Here is a 17,031-nt window from a genome sequence, read left to right on the forward strand (position 1 = left end):
TCTATGCTCCTTAGAAGTCGTCCGTGCTCGTGAAAAGACCGACTCGAAGGTCGTTGGCCTCGTAGATGACCTTACCGTCGCACTCCATCTCGGCGTCGGCAATGCCCATGACCAGTTTGCGCAGGATCACCCGCTTGAGGTTAATGCGGTAGGTCACGAGCTTGTTGTGCGGGAGGACTTGGCCGCGGAATTTGACCTCCCCGACGCCGAGTGCGCGGCCCCGCCCCTTGCCGCCGATCCAGCCCAGGTAGAATCCGACCATCTGCCACATGGCGTCCAGTCCCAGGCAGCCAGGCATCACGGGGTCCGAGATGAAATGGCAATCGAAAAACCACAGTTCGGGTTTGACGTCCAGTTCGGCGACGATCATGCCCTTGTCGAAGGTGCCGCCCACTGAGTCGATGTGTGTGATGCGATCGAACATCAGCATGGGTGGGGCGGGCAGTTGGGCGTTGCCGGGCCCGAACATTTCACCTCGGGCGCATTGCAGCAACTCGTCCCACGTATAGCTGTTGCGTCTTGACATCGACTTTTCTTCTTATGGTAGTCTGGGAACAGAGAAATTCTCGCATTGTATCAAGAAAATACGGGTTCCAGGAGTGACGGTATCGCTTAAGCGTCCGGGCTAGCGATATAGGCGCACCATTTCCCGCTCTTCGATCCATGCGGTTTCGTCCGGAAGGGTGAGCGCGTCGAGATCCGCCGGCGTTGCGGCGGGATCGTCTACCCAAAGGCGGAGCAATTCGGAGCCGTTGATCAGATCGATGGCGAGGCGGTCGAATTCGTATTCGTAAGGGAAGTCCCGCCAGATCGGATAGTCCGGTTGTAGCTTGCGCAGCGCCTTGAATGCCAGAGCCATGAGTCGCCAGGGGCGGAAGCCCTCATGCTGGTAGGCGGCGGTTTCGGTGTGAATCTGGATGCCGGAGCACAGCCGGCCGGCGTGCTTGTGGAACGTCGGTTCGAACCAGCATTCCCGCAGGATGCAGCCATCCAGCCAGTGGGGCGCCAGCGAGCGCATCGTGGCCATGAGCTCTTGCGCGTCGATGTCCGGCGCCCCGAACAGTTCCAGGGGGCGGGTGGTCCCCCGTCCCTCGGAGAGGGTCGTGCCTTCCAGCATGACCGTCCCGGCGTAGCAGCGCGCCATCGACAGATTGGGGGCGTTCGGGCTGGGGTTCACCCAGGCGTATTCACCCGCCGGCCAGCCGTAGCCGGGGGCCTCGGTGGCGCTCCATCCCTCCATGGCGACCACTTCCATATCCAGATCCAGACGCATCGTCTGTACGAACCACCGTGCGAGTTCGCCCATGGTCAGGCCGTGGCGCATGGGCAGCGGGCCTGCGCCGACGAAACTTTCCCACCCTTGCCGCAACCGCAGTCCCTCCACCGGCCGGCCGGCCGGGTTGGGGCGGTCGAGTATCCATATTGTCTTGCCATGGTCGGCGGCGGCTTCCAGGACGTAGCGCAAGGTGGTGATGAATGTGTAGATGCGGCAGCCGAGGTCCTGCAGATCGACCAGCAGCACATCGAAACTGTCCAGCATCGCTCCAGTCGGCCGGCGGGTTTCCCCATAGAGGCTGAACACCGGGATGCGGTGGCGGGGGTCGAGGAAATCCTGGGATTCGACCATGTTGTCCTGTTTGTCGCCACGCAAGCCGTGCTGGGGGCCGAAGGCTGCGGTCAGATCGATCCCGCCCGCCGCGGCGAGGGCGTCCAGGATGTGCGTCAGGTCGCGGGTGACGGATGCGGGGTGCGCCAGCAGGGCGACCCGGCGACCTTTCAATGGGACTCGCAGCCCCGAGTCCTGCAGCAGGCGTTCGATGCCGAGCTTCATGGGATGTCCTGGCTTTTCAGTAGCTGTCTCGTTTCCGGGCGGTGTGCAAGCTTGAGTGCGAAGCTGTCCGGATGGTGGAAGTCGGGCGCTTCCGCCGGATGGCGGAGGGCCCAGTAGGAGAGGGCGCCCCCCGCGTCTTCGACGACTGCGCATAACGCGATCCGCAAGCTCGTATAGACGCCGAGGCCAGCAAGAAGTTCGGCGCTTAGGGTAACGCCCAGCTCGAGCCGGCATTCGGTCTGCCGGCGGGTCAGCACGGGCTGCAGCCCCTGTCCGAATTCTTGCCCGTCGCGATAGCCAATAAAATCGAATGCGGCCCATTGGCCCGATGGACAAAAATTGAATTCAAGATACCGGGTGCCTTCGTCTGGCCTGAGGAAGGCTTCGAAGCAGGTATGCTCCCACAGGCCATGGGTCCAGCGCCCGTGCGACGGGGCGGGAAGGGAGAGTCTCGCCAGATCGCCTTCGAGCATGAAGCGTAGCTCCAGGGTGCCATCGCCTGGCCGGCGCGCGCGTGCTTCGATCCGATGGACCGATGGACAGAGTCGGGAGCGGTGGCAGACGAGGTCCGCCGTGCAAAAGCGAGAAGCGTTCATCGTGCGGACGGTGTCAGTTTTCACCGGCAGGTTGCGTTTCTGCATCATCGGGAACGAAGTCTGGCGGCATGTGCGGCTGGCCGGAGTTTTCCTGGCGCCCTCGCATCAGCAGGGTGCGGATGCGTTCGGACAGCTCGTGCTGGGCTTTGGCTTTTTCGGCCTCGATTTTCTCCGAGGCCGCCCGGGCAGTCTGTTCCTGGCGGAGCCGCCAGGTCTCGACCGTGAAGTGGGAGGCCAGCGTACCCAGGAATACGCCGATCGCGATTTGCAGTACCAGTTTCATTGCGCTCGCCAGGAGGGTATCCGCGGAAATTGTTGTCGATCTGCTAATCCTACCGCGGGGAGGTGTGTCGTGAATATTTTTCCGGCACGTTCCGCGATGCTGGACGGTGTGGTGGTTTTCCCACAAAATAGTCGCACATGACGCATTTCACAGTTCGCCAGGCTCTGATGATCGATTTGCTGCCGACGCGCTTTCCCTCGGACCGGAGCGATTCGAGCGGGAATTGGCATAGGCTCTCATCCGGGCAGGCATCATCCCGGTTCCTCAGATATCCCGAGTTCGGCAAGCAGCGATCTTGAACGCTCAACACGAGGAAAGCATCGGAGAGATGCCCGGCGGGGCGGCGCAGCGCGCCAGCGCGGCCATGAAGCATCTGCTCTCTCTGCAGCGGCCTGCCGGCGACTGGGAAGGAGAAATGGTATGGTGCACCATGATCCTCGCCCAGGCGGTGATCGTGCGCACAGTCGTCGGGCATCCCTATTCGGAACGGGAACGGGTGGAAATCGTCAAGCATTTCGAGGTTTCCCAGCTTCCCGACGGCGCCTGGGGCATGCATCCGGAAAGCCCGGGCTATGTCTTTTTCACCGCCCTGGCCTATGTCGCGTTGCGCCTTCTGGGTCTCGGGCCGGATACGCCTCTGCTCGCCAGAGCGCGGGCGTGGCTTCATGCCCGGCCGGACGGCGTCAAGGCGGTTCCCACTTGGGGCAAGTTCTGGCTGGCGCTGCTCGGTCTGTACGGGCGGGAAGGCGTCAACGCCGTGCCGCCGGAGCTGTTCCTCCTGCCGCGCTGGCTGCCGTTTCATCCGAGCCGGTTCTACTGCCATACGCGTCTGATCTATCTGGGCATCGCCTATCTTTCCGGGGTCCGGTTCGGCGCGTCCCTCCCGGAGCCGCTGCGGGATACACTACGGACTGAATTGCATAACGAGCCGTACGAGGCCATCGATTTCGGGGCTTATCGCCATGCCGTCGCGGGGACGGATCTCTACGTGCCGATCAGCCGCGTTCTGAAGATGGTTTACGATCTTCTGGCGCGTTACGAGCATCGGCCCTGGAAGGGGCTGCGGCAGAGGGCGCTGGAGGTCTGTTTCGAACAGATATTGAGAGAGCAGCGCTCCACGCGTTATCAGGGTATTTCCCCAGTCAGCGGCTTGCTGAACTGTCTGGCGATCTTTGCGCGTGATCCGCGTCACCCCGATTTTGTGCCCAGCCTCGAAGGCGTCGAGGCTTGGCGCTGGGAGGACGAAGTCGAGGGGCTGCGCTATGTGGGCGCGCGTTCCAACTCCTGGGACACGGCTTTCGCCGTGCAGGCATTGGCCGAACTGCCGCAGTTGGACGAGGAGGTGGAGCGCGCGCTGAACCGGGCTCATGGTTTTCTCGACCAGGCGCAGATGACCGAGGAACTGGCCGATTACCGCGAGGCATGGCGCGATCCCGCGCTCGGGGGCTGGTGCTTTTCCGATGGCCGGCATCGCTGGCCGGTGAGCGATTGCGCGGCAGAGGCGGTGAGCGCACTGTGTGCGTTGTACGAGCGAGGGGATGTCCGGATTGCGGCGCGCCTGGGAGCCGACCGCCTGCGTCTGGGCGTGGAATTCATCCTGTCGCGCCAGAACGCGGATGGCGGTTTCGGCACCTATGAGCGGCGGCGGGGCGGACGGCTGCTGGAGATGGTCAACCCTTCCGAAATGTTCGGTCAATGCATGACCGAGCTGTCCTATATAGAGTGTACGGGGTCTTCCCTTGGGGCATTGGCGCATTATCTGCGGCAATATCCGGACCTCCCGGGAGGAAGGATCGCGAAGGCGATCCGGAAAGCGGAGAGTTTCCTGAGGAGTGGGCAGCGTGACGACGGCTCGTTTCCGGGCTTCTGGGGTATCAACTATACCTATGCGGCGTTCCACGTGGTCAAGGGATTGCGCCTGGCCGGCGCCCAGACGGACGATCCGGTTCTGCAGTCGGCAGCTGGCTGGCTGATCGGGAAGCAGCGTGCCGACGGCGGTTGGGGCGAGCACTATTCGGGCTGTCTCGAAGGGCGTTACGTCGAAAGCGAGCGCAGCCAGGCCGTGATGACCGCCTGGGCGCTGCTCGCGCTCATGGAGGTTTATCCAGCCGAGCACGAGGCTGTCGAGCGAGGTATTGCCTGGCTGTCTTCTCAACAGCAGGGCGATGGCGGCTGGCCGCGGCAAGGGGTGAATGGCGTATTTTTTGGCGCAGCCATGCTGGATTACCGGCTCTACCATATTTATTTCCCGGCCTGGGCGCTGGCGCGCTACGTCCGGGCGAAAAGCGCAAAAGCTTCGGCTTGCGCAAATTTGAACAACGCCGGTCCGGCCTATGCCGGAGCCGAAGGACATCATGACACGGGTTATCGCAGATGAGTTCGATTGAATTGGGGGAGTGGGACGTTCTGATCGCCGGCGGCAGTGTTGCCGGTTCCGCGGCTGCGGCAGCATTGTCGGGACTGGGCTTGCGCGTCCTGATCGTCGAGCCCGATCCTGACCCCGGCCGCAGGCTGGCAGGTGAGCTGATCCATCCTCCCGGCATCGACGGGCTGCGCGAGCTCGGATTGATCCGGGACGATTCGCCGCGGGGAAGCGTGGTCAACGGCTTTGCCATATTTCCCTTCAACGATGGCGAAGGCTCGCCTGCGACACTGCTGCCGTACGGCGAGATCCATGGGCGTCGGCGCTGCGGCCGTGTGATCGAGCATAGTCTGCTCAAGAGCCATCTGCTCAAGACGGTGCACGGTTTCGAGCGGGTCTCCGTCTGGCTCGGCGCCAGGGTGACGGGGATGGAGTACGAGGACGGCAAGGGCTATGTCGCCACCGTAACTCACGAAGGAACCGAGACGCGGGTGGAGGCTCGCCTGATCATAGGGGCCGACGGCCCGATGTCCCAGTTGCGGAAAATGGTCGGCATTTCCCACGAAACCCAGCGCTATTCCGGCATGATCGGTCTCGAGGTCGAGGACGCCCATCTGCCGAACCCGGGCTACGGCAACATCTTTCTGAACCCCGCCGGCGTGTCCTATGCCTATGGCATCGGCGGCGGGCGGGCCCGGGTCATGTTCGAGGTGCTCAAGGGGGCGGATTCGAAGGAGTCCATCCGTGAGCATCTGCGTCTGTTCCCCGCGCCCTTCCGGGACGACATCGAGGCGGTGTTGGCGCAGGGCAAGCCCTTGGCGGCGGCGAACTACTGCATCGTTCCGGAGGCGAGCGTTAAGGCGAACGTCGCCCTGATCGGGGATGCGCGGGGCTGCTGCCATCCGCTGACCGCTTCCGGCATCACCGCTGCGGTCAAGGATGCCTTCGTCATGCGGGATGCCCTCCAGGCGACCGGATTGAACTTTGAGGCGGCGCTCAAACGCTATTCGGTCCAGTGCGGCCGCTTGCAACTCACCCGCCGAACCCTGGCGGAAGAGCTGCGCGAGGCGTTCCTGGCACAGACGCCGGAAGCCGAGCTGCTCAGCCAGTGCATCTTTTCCTATTGGCGCAACAGCCCCAAGGGGAGGCAGGCCTCCATGGCCCTGTTGTCGACCCTCGACAGCAGCATCTTCTCGCTGGCTTCGCAGTATGCCCTGGTAGGTCTCCAGGCTTTCCGCCTGCTGCCGCAGTGGCTGAGCGCCAAGACGGCGGGCGACTGGCTCCGAGGCGTGGCGCAGCTCGTTTCCAAAAGCCTCAAGTTCCAGCAGGATGCGCTGAACCAGGCGCTGCGGGCGAAATGACTTCGGGGCGTTTTCGCAAATCTACGCGGCGACCCGCGTAAACACGTCTGCCGGCGCCAGGAGCGCGGCCGCGAATTCTTCGTGGCGGTCGCGATGGCAAAGCCAGGCACGGGTCTTTCCCACGCTCAAACAGTGTCCGAAGGCCTGATCGACCAGGCCTGAAGCCTGTGCGGCGCCGACGCTCGCTTCGACAGGCGGCAGCGGTGCCGATTTGATCAGCACGAGGTCGTCGGCGCCGATTTTCCCGGCGAGCCACACGGCTAGGCTGTCCGAGGTCACTTCCCATCCCGGTTTTACGGCGATGTCGTCGGGGTGGGGGAGCCATACCGCGGATTTCCCTTCCTCGAGCAGCGTTCGCACCGCCGCCGGGTCCCGGGCGGTTTCCAGATCGGGCTCCAGTCCTTTCAGCATCAGGCCGTATTGTGCCATCGCCAGGATGGCCATGGCGTGAGCGGCCTCATCGCCGAAAGCTCGGCGCTCCTGGGCCCGGCGCACAGCATCCGCGAATTCTCCACCGCCGGGGACGATCGCTACCCCGGAATTTTTCAGGGTTCGCAGCCAAGGGACCAATGTAGGGGAGTCGCCAAGGCTGCCACCGAGCTTAACGACCCACATGGTCGCCGGTACGGGCGATGCGGAAGCGCTCCAGAAGGTTCAGCAGTGCGGCGGCCTTGTCGAAGCATTCCTGGTATTCCGAGGAGGCCGAAGAGTCCGCCACGATGCCGCCGCCGGCCCAGAAGCGGATCGTGCTGTCCGACTGCACCAGGGTGCGGATGGCGATGTTGGTGTCCATGTTGCCATCGAAGCCGAGATAGCCGATAGCGCCGCAATAGACGCCGCGCCGGTTGGGTTCGAGTTCCTCGATGATTTCCATGGAGCGGATCTTGGGTGCCCCGGTAATCGAGCCGCCGGGAAAGCTGTCGCGCAGCAGGCTGATGGCGTCGTGGCCGGGCGCCAGCGTGCCGGTGACGGTGCTGACCAGATGGTGGACGGTGGCGTAGCTTTCGACGTCGAAAAGCTTGGGTACCCGCACCGAGCCGGGCTGGCAGTGTTTGCCTATGTCGTTGCGGAGCAGATCCACGATCATCAGGTTCTCCGCCCGGTCTTTCTCGCTGTGCCGCAGGGTTTCCTCCTGGCGGCGATCTTCCAGAGGATCGGTGGAACGTGGCCGGGTGCCCTTGATGGGCTTGGTTTCCACCCTGCCGTCGAGCACGCGCAGGAAGCGCTCCGGAGATGAGCTGAGTATGCGCGCCTGGGGTCCGTTGATGAATGCGCTGAAAGGCGCCGGATTGGCCTGGCGCAGGGTCTGGTAAAGCGTCCAGGCGTTGCCGCGGCAGGGCGCGGCAAAGCGCTGCGCCAGGTTCACCTGATAGCAGTCGCCTTCGCGGATGTAATGCTGGATCCGCTCAAAGGCGGCGACGTATTCCCGCCAGTTCATGTTCGCCCGCACCGGTGCCAGCACGTCAAAACCGGTGCGCTGCCATCCCAGCGTCTGGATCTGGCTGAACGACCGCACCAGATGCGGCCAGCGGGCGGCGGTGGCGGGAGAGCGGCCCTGGCTTACCAGCCAGCTGCGGCCTTGCAGATGGTCCACGATCACAGCCCAGTCGTAGACGCCCACGGCCATGTCCGCAATGTTTTCGGCGTCGGCCGCATGTTCCGGCAGTCTTTCCAGCCGCCGGCCCAGGTCGTAGCCGAAATAGCCTATGGCGCCTCCGGTGAACGGCAGTTCGCCGAAAGGATTGGCGGTGGCGCCCAGCTCCCGACGCAGGAGGGAAAACGGATCTTCCGGCGACAGGGCGACCTCGCCGCCCTGCCGGCGGATCTCGCTGAGGCGGCCGCGCGCAACCAGCGTGGCCGTCGGCTCGGCGGCGATGATGTCATAGCGGCCGTGCCTGCAATGAGGAAAGCCGCTGTCGAGGAATACTGCCCAGCGCCGGTCCGCCCACGGCCCGAACAAGGCGGCGCTGTCTTGGAAATAGGGAAGTTCGGCGATTCGGGGGGTCATGCTTTTTCCTGGAGCGGGAACGCCAGACAGGCCACGGCCGCCGCCGGAAGGCAATCTGAAACCGAGAGCGCCGTGGCGGTGGCTGGGCGGGGAAGGAGCTCAATGGCGTCCAGATAAGTCCGGCCCGAGCGTGCGGCGATGACACGAGCCAGGAAACGCCCTGCGCCGGCGCCGACCAGCGGGCTCTCCGCCGGCAGCAGGGTTCGGGAGAACTGCCGTTCGACCGCTCGGGTGATGCGTGAAAGCTGGCGCTCCCGCAAACAGAGGGCCAAGTGTCGCCATTGCTCGGGGCTGCCGTCGTCCCGGTCTCGTCCCAGCAGCCGCGCAAGGCGCCGTTCACTGCCGGCGACGCTCTTCTCGCCGCCATCCGCCGCAGGCATCTGGTCCGTGTGTTCTGCGAGTTCGCCGGTGAGGCGATAGATGTCGGCGGTGGTCGCGAAGTGTTCCGCCATGAGGTTGACCCATTCTCCTTCGAAGGGAAGCTCGTCGGCCAGCGCCATGGCGGAGGTGCGCACGACGCCGGTGTAGATGAGTTCATCGTATCGCAATCTGTCATAATCGGTATAGCCTCGGCTATGGACCTCTCCGCCAGCCAGTACGATCAGATCGGTCGTCGTGCTGCCGATGTCGACGAGCAAGGCCGGCTGCCGCAGTTGGTTGGCGATGAGTGATGCGCTTGCCAGCCAGTTGACCGATGCAATGTCGAGTGCATGTTGAGGCTTTACGGCGTCGGCACGGAGGAAGCCAGCGCGTCCGGCGAAAACCAGGATTCGGTCTGCGCCGAAACGCCGTAACATCGTCGACATCAGAGCCTGAACCCCTGCAGCGCGGTTTTCGAAATGATCTGCCAGTTCGCCGGTCATCGTGACGGCGTGGCGGCAGGAGGGGGTGATGCCGAGATCGCTCACGGCTGCGGAAAGGGCGCTTTCCAGTTTTTCCGGACCCAACCAAAGAGGGGAGGGGTATTGCCGGACGTCGGCGATGGTGCCGGTGTCCGACAGGGCGACGGCTTTGAGGTGAGCCCCGCCAATGTCCCAGCCGACCAGTTCAATGCGCATCGGAGTGCTCCAGATTCAGAGTAACCGGCCTTCCCCGTCGAGTCCGGGGGGAGGGCAGACGGCCGGTCCGGTGGAGTTCGAGGGTCATGGCGGCGGGATTTTCCCCGGTGGCCGCCTTCAGGCCGGCGTAGGAGGTAGTCACCCGAGGGTTGACTTCAAGGATGACGGGGCCGTCGGCTGTCCGGATCAGGTCTATTCCCGCATAGCCCCAGAGTTCCGGCAGTGCGGTTGCCACGCCGCAGGCGAGCGTTTGCCAGCGGCCGTCCGGATCGTCCAGGGCATTGACGGTGCAACCGCGAAGGGCGAATCCGTCGCCGGTTTTTTCCACGTGCTGGCGGTTGCAGCTCAGCAAGCGGGCATGGCCGCGGGAAAACAGGACGCTGAGACTGAAGGAATCGCCTTCGAGCAACGGCTGTGCAATCCACCGCCCCGGCCCCGGAGCGAAATCACATCCGGACCGGATGACCCTTGCGCCCTCGCAGCCGGCGCCGTCATCGGGCTTGACGACGAGGGCGGATGAAGCATCGTATTGCCGCGCCGGCCAGGATGAAGTCGGTACGGTCGGCAGACGGTGGCGTTCCAGTGTCTTGGCCGTCGCGAGTTTGCTCGCCGCGACCGTGACGGCACTCGCGGGGCTGGTCAGCAGCGGGGTTGCCGTGCGCTCGACCTCCCGGCAGAGCCGTTCGAGCACGCCGCCGGTTTCCGGCGCGATGGGCCAGGCCGCGTCGCACTGTCCGATGGCGTCCTGCCAAATCCGGTCGGGCTCGTCTCCCGCCGCGATGGGCGTGGCCGTGACGCCACGCGGCAGGCAGCCGAAATCCAGGCGGTCGTCCCGGAGGATGAGCGGCCTGACGCCCGGTATCTCGAGCAGGTCCTCGACCAGAGCGCGCAGCATGAGGTCGCCTTCGGTAGCAAGCCCGGGCGGCAGAGGTTTCTGCCGCAGGCCGCCGCCGGTGATGAACTCGAAAACCAGTATGTCCATGCGCCCGATTTCTAAGGAGGGGCGGCCAACGCCAATGAATCAATGAAGATCATTCCCGTGCTCGATCTCACGCAGGGGCTTGTCGTTCATGCTGTCAAAGGGCGGCGCGAGAGCTATCAGCCGCTCAGCAGCCCTCTCTGCCGGGATGCCGATCCCTTCGCGGTGGTTGAAGCCTTCCTGAGTCTCCATCCGTTCGACACTTTTTATATCGCCGATCTGGACGCCCTCATGGGCTTCGGCTGTCAGAACAGGCTCGTTGCGGCGCTGCGTACGGCGTTTCCCGGTATTGTCTTTTGGCTGGATCAAGGGGTGCCCGAGGCAAGGGAGGCGGCGCGGGACGCCATCGTCCCGGTCATCGGCAGTGAATCGCTTCCGGCGGTGGAGCGGCTGCAGCGAATTACGGCTCACGATTGGATCTTGTCGCTGGACTTTTTCGACGGGGGGCTGAAAGGGTGTTCCGAAATCCTGGACACGCCGCAAAGCTGGCCGGAGAGGGTGATCGTCATGACTCTGAACCGGGTCGGCAGTTTCGACGGTCCCGATCTGGGTCTCCTCGACCGCGTCCGTCAACTGGCGCCGGACAGGGCGCTGATAGCGGCGGGAGGAGTGCGCCACGGCGGAGACCTGGAGGCTCTGGAGGGGCGGGGTGTTCATGCCGTTCTGGTGGCGAGCGCTTTGCATTCCGGCTCGCTCGAATTGAGCCGGCCCAGCGGTGCAGCACCCTGAAAAAAGGAAAAGCGCTAAAAACAGCGCTTTTCCCTTACCGCTGCGAAACTGCCAAAAAATCCGGCAGTCCAGGCAGATCGCAATTAGTTGTGAGCTGCGAACGGATGAGCTTCGCTGCCCTTGCGAGCGACGACGTCTGCAGCCTTCGGCTCGCCGGCGACGGCGCGCTTGATGGACAGCTTGGTCGCTTCGTAGTTGTAGTCCTGGATCTTCGCGTCGTCTTCGGCCAGCCAGTGGATGAACACGCCCACGCAGATGAACAGGTCGTCGGCTTCGTCGGCCGGAATGGTGCCGTCTTCCACGCAATCGGCAACGGCCATGGCGACACCGCGCTGTGCAGGTCCGAACATCTGGGTGGCCTGCTTGCCGTTCTTGATGGTGACCTTGTTGAACATGACGGTGTTCGGCTTGCACAGCAGGTTGGGTGCAACCACTGCCAGCAGGGAGGTGAAGCCGTCTTTGTTGTTGGTCAGGGTGTTGGCGAATGCCGCTTCCGCAGCGCTGCCGCGGGGACCCATGATCAGGTCGATGTGAGCGATCTCGTTGCCGCCGCCGCACAGTGCTTCGCCGACCAACAACTTGTTTACTTTACCCATCTGAATTTCCTCTTGTGAAAAAAACGAAAAAAACTTTTTTAATAAGGACATGGTTATTTCCCCGGGAGAGGTTCTCAAGACCGAAGTTTCTCGCGGAGTGTCCGCATCGGTCCCACGTGTCCGAAGGTTTAACCCCGGCGTGTCCCGGCGAAAATCGCCTCCAGGCGCACGGCGAGCAGACCGGCGACCGTCAGGTCGGCAGTCGTGCCAGGGTTTATCCCGCACGTCTTGAAATCGGCATCCACGTCCCGTAGAAGCCCCAAAACCGATTCAGGTCGCGCGGTATAGGACAGCGTTTTCTCGATGAGCACCATCTTCTCCGATACCCACGGGGAGTAACGGGGCCCGAATTTGCGTTCGATGTGGCTGTCCGGAATACGCGCAAGCACACCGGAAAACGCAGCCACCGCCGCCCAGCCTTCATTGTCCCATCGGGACAGCGCACTATGATAGCGTGGAATTATGAAATCAAAAACATCCGTATAGTCGCAGGTGTATTGAAAGGCAATGCGGTCCCGGCCGGCGGCCAGCCGCATCGCGTCGCGCAGCGGGATGCTCGGCGGGATGCGCACATCGTGCTCGGGGGCTTCGCCCAGGCCGCCGGGTTGGGCCAGGCGGATGGCCCGGTACACCCACGCGGCGTCATCAATCGTGGTGGCGCGTAGGACTCGTTGCAGGCCGTTTCTCAGTGATTCTTCTTTCCGTTTGGTCTGGCCTGCGGCGATCAGTGGCGCGGCCAGGAGCACGATGCCCAGATTGGTGTTGCACTCCACTGCGTCCCACGTGGCTTCGATTGCCCGGTAAATGCGTTCGCCCAGGCACGGTTCCGTCCGGCACAGCTCCGGCGCGCTGGCCAGAGCGCTCTGCCGGAAATGTTCCACGGTCATGCCATGGCCTTCGGAGTGCACGCTGACGTTGCCGGGTTTGAATGCCTGCAGTTCGGTCTCGCACGCCCAGCGATAGGCGGCTTCGAGTGACGCGGCGGACACGGTCATGTCGCGGCGCAGCGCACGGACTCGGCGTGTTGGCAGCGGCCGAGAAAGTCGTCGGCGAGCAGATCGGCGATGACCACGTCGCTGACGCTCTGAAGGCCCTTCCACGCTGGCACGCTGTTGACTTCCAGTACCGTGTAGCGCCCGTGCTGGTCGCGGATGATGTCGACGCCGGCATAGGCCATGTCCAGTGTCCTGGCGGCATCTTCCGCCAGGCGGCACAGGAGGATGTCGTCGAGCCGGGCAGGTTCGCAGCGCGCGCCTTGCGCCACGTTGTTCAGCCAGGTCACGCCACAGCGGCGCATCGCCGCCACGGTGCGCCCGCGGATGACGAAAATGCGCCAGTCGTGGGGGGCGTTCTCGTCGCAGCAGACGTAACGCTGGAGGTAATAGATTCCGTTGGCGGGGGCCAGGTTTGCCAAGTCTTCCAGGCGGTCGTGGCGTTGCAGGCCGGTGCCTTGTGAGCCGAACAACGGCTTGGAGACGAGGCGATGCCCGGCCGCCAGCTCGCGGCGGGCGATCTCCATGGCGGCCTCGGGATCTCCGAGCACCCAGGTCGGCGGTGTCGGAATCCCGGCCCGCAGCAGCAGGAAGCTGGTCATGCCCTTGTCCACGGTGCGTTCGATGGCCCGGGCATCGTTGTAGACGGGGATGCCGAGCAGGTTTAGCCCGTGCAGGATGTCGAGGTAGAAGGTCACCTGTTCCAGCGAGCCGCCTGGGACGCCCCGTACGAACACGCCCGCGGGCAGGTGTTCGCGGAAGCCCGGCAGGCGGACCGGCAGCGCCGGGTCTACCAAGTCCAGCCGGCAGTCGGTCAGCGACACGTAGGCGCAGCCGAAACCGCGCTCGGCGAACGCCTGTTTCAGCCGCGCCCCGTGCCAGCCCGGGTCATCCGTGATGATGGCGATGCGCCCCGGTTCAGCCACCGAACGAACGCTCCAGGAGTTCCACGTCCACTTCCCCGGCATGGAAGCTGCGGCCGGAGTCCACGGTTGTGACTATCACGCTGGCTGGGCTGAACAGCATGGCGTCGACTTTGAAGAAGTCGTATTTGTATTCCTTGAATACTTCGGCGAACGGCTTGCCGTAGTCCCGCGAGACCGAGCTCGGCAGCTCATTGGCCAGGGTTTCGGCGGCTTCATCGCTGCCCTTGACGAACAGATGTACGCGCCCGCCAAACAAGATGGCGTCGTTGGTGCGGCCCATGGCCTTGATGAAGTTCGGGTGCGGCGGCGGCACCGGGGCGCAGCCGGTGCCGTCGATGATGTTTTCCAGTGGGAAATGCAAGGCATGCGCCTTGTGCAAGGCGACTTCGAGTACCCGTGCCACTACCTGCATGCCGCCCGCCAGACTGCTGGTCGGGGTGAGGATGACGGTGAGATGATTGGGATCCAGCTTGCAGGCGCGGGCGATTTTGTCGGTGACCTCGACCGGCGGGATCTTGTCGACTTCCATCACGATCGCCGTTTCGGTATGGCTGTCACGGTAGTTCAGTTCCTTGTACAGCTCTTCCACGGGCTCTTCGTTGCCGTCCTTGATTTTGGTGGCCATGGCGCGCGCCGGTCCCGAGCCGAGGGCATAGAAGCCTTCCTTGCCTTCGCCGTGCGAAAGGCTCCACCCGGCATATTGGCTGCCGAGGCAGGCGATCACCGGATTGGAGGTGTGGACGTTAACCATCAACGGCCATTTGCTGAAGGTGTCGGTGTGGGTGAGCGTGACGCGCCCGAGCCCGCCCATACAGATTTCGCCGATGAGGCGGCCTGCTTCCAGGCTTCCGGGTACCTTGATGCCTGCGTCGATGATGGTACAGCCGTTGGGCAGCCGGTCGATCTGGAGGCGCAGCTTGTCGGCATAGGTGATCAGGTATTTGACGATGGGCTGGCTGTGAGCGTTGACGCTGACGCGGTTCTGCATGATGGTCCTCTTGAAAATAGGAATTACGGATGTTTCGCTGATCGGCTGCCGGGCGGGCGGCAGATGGCCGCGAGATCGTACCCGGCGGTCATCGTTCGCATGAGGGAGGTTTCCCGTGCGACGAGACTTCGAAGCACGCCGCTTACGTCGGCTCCTTCGGCTGTGATCGTGCACAGCGGTGCGCCTTTCTCGATGCTGCACCCGGGGCCGGGCCGGTCCCGGCACCACGATGGCCATTCTAGTGGCCCTCGAGGCTTCACGTCATCGGGGGCGTAGAGGATTCGGAAGGCACGGACCGGGCTTGCGGACACTTCAAATTCGGGCAGCCTCTCGAGGCAGGCGCGGATATGAAGCCTGGCCAGGCCGGAGGGGAACTCGTCGTCGTAAAGCGCCATGGTAGCGCTGGGGCGCGGATTGAGTTCGAGCACACGGATTTCCCCATCCTTGCCTGCCATGAAATCGAGGCTGTTCAGGCCGCGCAACCGCAGAGCCGGGACGAGCCCGGCCACAATCCCGCGTACCGTCTCCCGTTGGGACACGCTCAGCGATGCCCGGTTGATTGCTCCGGCAAACCGGAACGGCAGGTGCGGATCGGTTGCCAATGTCCAAAGGGTATTGAAACCGACGATTTTCGATTCCGTGCCATCGGCTAGAAACAAGGCCGACATGGGGGGGGTGTCAAGGTGGCGCTGGAAGTAGCGGTCCGGTCTTGAGGTTTCCGTATCGCTGGCGAAAGCCACGGCGCCTCCACCCTCGCTACCGCCATGCTTGACCAGCCAGCCGCAAACGTCGCGGGGCGGGTCGAAGCGCGTTTCCGGGAACGGTATACCCAGGCCGGAAAGCAGTGCAAAGAACAGGCGGGGCGTCTTTGCGAGCCGGACGGTTTCTGCGGCATTGCCCGCGAGGAGGCGTCCCCGGGCGAGGTGTTCGATCACGCCGGGCAGCGAATCCAGGCCGCCGCCGTAAAGCGCGACGTCGGTGGGTTCCATCCGGTCAAGGGCCGATCGCAGGGCAGAGGCGTCGAAGCCGTTCCTGCCGAGCGGCACGACCCGGCATTCGCTGCAGTGTTCCCGGGTGTCAAGGTCGCCGAATCCGTCGATCGCGAACGGCGTCCATCCTCCTCGCTTCAGCGAGCGGCTGAGAGTGGAGGCGGATGCCGCAACCACCAGGGCGGAGCCGGTTTCCCCCATCTGGATGCTAGGCTTGGGCGGGATCCGGCTCGGCGGCCGGTATTGCAAGCGTCACGTCGGCCCCCCGGTTGCGGGGGCGGGCGATCTTGAAATCGAGATACGCCGCGATATCCGGCGCGCCGTTCGCCGCCGCCAGCCGCTGCGCCTCTCGTTCGGAAGCGACGAGACAAAAGCCCGTCGGTCCCCAAGAGCTCTGCCCGACGCCCACAGCCCCTTGGGTTGCGAGCCACTCGAGGGCTGCGGCGACGTCGGGGCTGGTGAAGCGCCCGCCTTGTGCGGGCGCGAAATAGTCGCCCACGGATCGTTGGATCTCGGTGATGCCGGCACCGAAGGTCTCGAGCCGGTTTTCCGCGAGGGCGGGCAATGTCTGCATCAGAATCAGGTGGCTCAGGCGGGCGGCCTCGTGCTCCGGGAACGGCGGCAAGGCCCGGAAGGCGTCGATTTCCTGCGAGCCGTGAAGGCCCTGTCCTCGTGAGTCGAACACCAGGATGAAGCGCCAGTCTTCCGGTATCGGCAGGCGCGCGATCACCGGCGGGCTGACGGTTTGCGGGCCGCGTCCGCCGTCGACGATCAGTCCGCCCTGTTCGAACGATGCCAGTCCGATTCCCGACCGCGCGCCCCTTTCGATGAGCGGCGCGAGATCTCTGGGAGTGAGCGGCAGCCCATAGGCCCGGATCAGAGCGCTGCCCAAGGCAAGAGCCATTTGCGTGCCGGATCCCAGGCCTACATGCTCCGGAATTGCGGATTCGATTTCGACTGTGGCTGATCCCGGCAGGCTCAAAGCGGCTTGGAGCTTTTCCAGGATTGCCAGCGCTTTTTCCGCCGACGGTCCGACAACGCGCGGCTCTCGGCTCGGCCAAAGGTTCAGGCGCGTGGATATGTCCTCGATCGCGACGCCGATGCTGCCGAATCTGCGCCCGAATGTGCCGGAGATGTCGATGAACCCGAGATGCAGACGGGCGGGGGCGTGGACGCGGACGCGGGGAGACGGTTTCGGCATGGCGTTCGGAGGGTGATGCTGGGGCGATATCTGCGCCGGTCGAGGGGCTTGGCGCGTTCGGTCGACACGGCGCGGCAAAAGGTCTTTAGCCTAGAGGAATGGGACCGTTTTGTCGATTGTTCGCCCCGTTCG

Annotated in this window: 17 protein-coding genes; 3 read left to right on the forward strand and 14 right to left on the reverse strand. The window is 64.0% G+C overall.

The window, feature by feature from the left end:
• Positions 1-10: 10 nt before the first annotated feature.
• From fabA to OOT43_RS13960, 4 genes are all read right to left on the reverse strand, one after another.
• Positions 11-526, reverse strand: coding sequence for a 3-hydroxyacyl-[acyl-carrier-protein] dehydratase FabA (gene fabA, locus OOT43_RS13945; protein WP_266021177.1), 516 nt, complete (start codon positions 524-526; stop codon positions 11-13).
• 99 nt (positions 527-625) lie between these two features.
• A complete protein-coding gene (locus tag OOT43_RS13950; protein ID WP_266021178.1) occupies positions 626-1,831 on the reverse strand; it encodes an exo-beta-N-acetylmuramidase NamZ family protein in 1,206 nt (401 codons plus the stop codon).
• Positions 1,828-2,304: a DOMON-like domain-containing protein gene (locus tag OOT43_RS13955; RefSeq protein ID WP_266021179.1), complete on the reverse strand. Its 477-nt coding sequence runs from the start codon at positions 2,302-2,304 to the stop codon at positions 1,828-1,830. The genes OOT43_RS13950 and OOT43_RS13955 overlap by 4 nt, the downstream gene beginning before the upstream one ends.
• Before the next feature lie 136 nt (positions 2,305-2,440).
• Entirely contained in the window at positions 2,441-2,710 is a 270-nt protein-coding gene (locus tag OOT43_RS13960; protein ID WP_266021180.1) for a hypothetical protein, read from the reverse strand.
• 295 nt (positions 2,711-3,005) lie between these two features.
• On the opposite strand from OOT43_RS13960, the gene OOT43_RS13965 reads away from it, so the two are divergent.
• Entirely contained in the window at positions 3,006-5,087 is a 2,082-nt protein-coding gene (locus OOT43_RS13965) for a 2,3-oxidosqualene cyclase (protein ID WP_266021181.1), read from the forward strand.
• Complete coding sequence (locus OOT43_RS13970) at positions 5,084-6,433, forward strand: squalene monooxygenase (RefSeq protein ID WP_266021182.1); 1,350 nt, start codon at positions 5,084-5,086, stop codon at positions 6,431-6,433. Before OOT43_RS13965 ends, OOT43_RS13970 begins: the two co-directional genes overlap by 4 nt.
• A 21-nt stretch (positions 6,434-6,454) precedes the next feature.
• Here OOT43_RS13970 and OOT43_RS13975 read toward each other — a convergent pair whose 3' ends face one another.
• From OOT43_RS13975 to OOT43_RS13990, 4 genes are read right to left on the reverse strand one after another with little or no spacing between them, the layout of a single operon-like run.
• Entirely contained in the window at positions 6,455-7,048 is a 594-nt protein-coding gene (locus OOT43_RS13975) for an amino acid kinase family protein (protein ID WP_266021183.1), read from the reverse strand.
• Complete coding sequence (pabB, locus tag OOT43_RS13980) at positions 7,035-8,441, reverse strand: aminodeoxychorismate synthase component I (RefSeq protein ID WP_266021184.1); 1,407 nt, start codon at positions 8,439-8,441, stop codon at positions 7,035-7,037. Before pabB ends, OOT43_RS13975 begins: the two co-directional genes overlap by 14 nt.
• The gene (locus OOT43_RS13985; protein WP_266021185.1) at positions 8,438-9,499 is read right to left on the reverse strand and encodes a hydantoinase/oxoprolinase family protein; all 1,062 of its coding nucleotides are present in this window, start codon (positions 9,497-9,499) and stop codon (positions 8,438-8,440) included. Before OOT43_RS13985 ends, pabB begins: the two co-directional genes overlap by 4 nt.
• Positions 9,489-10,481: an ATP-grasp domain-containing protein gene (locus OOT43_RS13990; protein WP_266021186.1), complete on the reverse strand. Its 993-nt coding sequence runs from the start codon at positions 10,479-10,481 to the stop codon at positions 9,489-9,491. The genes OOT43_RS13985 and OOT43_RS13990 overlap by 11 nt, the downstream gene beginning before the upstream one ends.
• A 42-nt stretch (positions 10,482-10,523) precedes the next feature.
• Between OOT43_RS13990 and OOT43_RS13995 the strand changes: the two genes are divergently transcribed.
• Positions 10,524-11,207 (forward strand): HisA/HisF-related TIM barrel protein, encoded by a 684-nt coding sequence (locus OOT43_RS13995; RefSeq protein WP_266021187.1) that lies wholly within the window; start codon positions 10,524-10,526, stop codon positions 11,205-11,207.
• An 83-nt stretch (positions 11,208-11,290) separates the two neighbouring features.
• Here the strand turns inward: OOT43_RS13995 and fae are convergent, their stop codons facing one another.
• The 6 genes from fae to OOT43_RS14025 all read right to left on the reverse strand — a co-directional run bounded on the left by fae (position 11,291) and on the right by OOT43_RS14025 (position 16,899).
• The gene (gene fae, locus OOT43_RS14000; protein WP_218809003.1) at positions 11,291-11,803 is read right to left on the reverse strand and encodes a formaldehyde-activating enzyme; all 513 of its coding nucleotides are present in this window, start codon (positions 11,801-11,803) and stop codon (positions 11,291-11,293) included.
• A gap of 128 nt (positions 11,804-11,931) precedes the next feature.
• Complete coding sequence (locus OOT43_RS14005) at positions 11,932-12,798, reverse strand: triphosphoribosyl-dephospho-CoA synthase (protein WP_266021188.1); 867 nt, start codon at positions 12,796-12,798, stop codon at positions 11,932-11,934.
• A complete protein-coding gene (locus OOT43_RS14010) occupies positions 12,795-13,721 on the reverse strand; it encodes an ATP-grasp domain-containing protein (protein ID WP_266021189.1) in 927 nt (308 codons plus the stop codon). The genes OOT43_RS14005 and OOT43_RS14010 overlap by 4 nt, the downstream gene beginning before the upstream one ends.
• Positions 13,714-14,709 carry a methenyltetrahydromethanopterin cyclohydrolase gene (gene mch / locus OOT43_RS14015; protein ID WP_266021190.1) on the reverse strand — a complete coding sequence of 332 codons (996 nt, stop codon included), beginning with the start codon at positions 14,707-14,709 and terminating at the stop codon, positions 13,714-13,716. The genes OOT43_RS14010 and mch overlap by 8 nt, the downstream gene beginning before the upstream one ends.
• 23 nt (positions 14,710-14,732) lie before the next feature.
• On the reverse strand, positions 14,733-15,899 hold the full coding sequence (locus tag OOT43_RS14020) for an ATP-grasp domain-containing protein (RefSeq protein ID WP_266021191.1): 1,167 nt from the start codon (positions 15,897-15,899) through the stop codon (positions 14,733-14,735).
• A 7-nt stretch (positions 15,900-15,906) separates the two neighbouring features.
• Positions 15,907-16,899, reverse strand: a complete 993-nt coding sequence (locus OOT43_RS14025) for a beta-ribofuranosylaminobenzene 5'-phosphate synthase family protein (protein ID WP_266021192.1) — start codon at positions 16,897-16,899, stop codon at positions 15,907-15,909.
• Positions 16,900-17,031: the final 132 nt, after the last annotated feature.

Source organism: Methylococcus mesophilus (genome assembly GCF_026247885.1).
Lineage (GTDB): Bacteria > Pseudomonadota > Gammaproteobacteria > Methylococcales > Methylococcaceae > Methylococcus > Methylococcus mesophilus.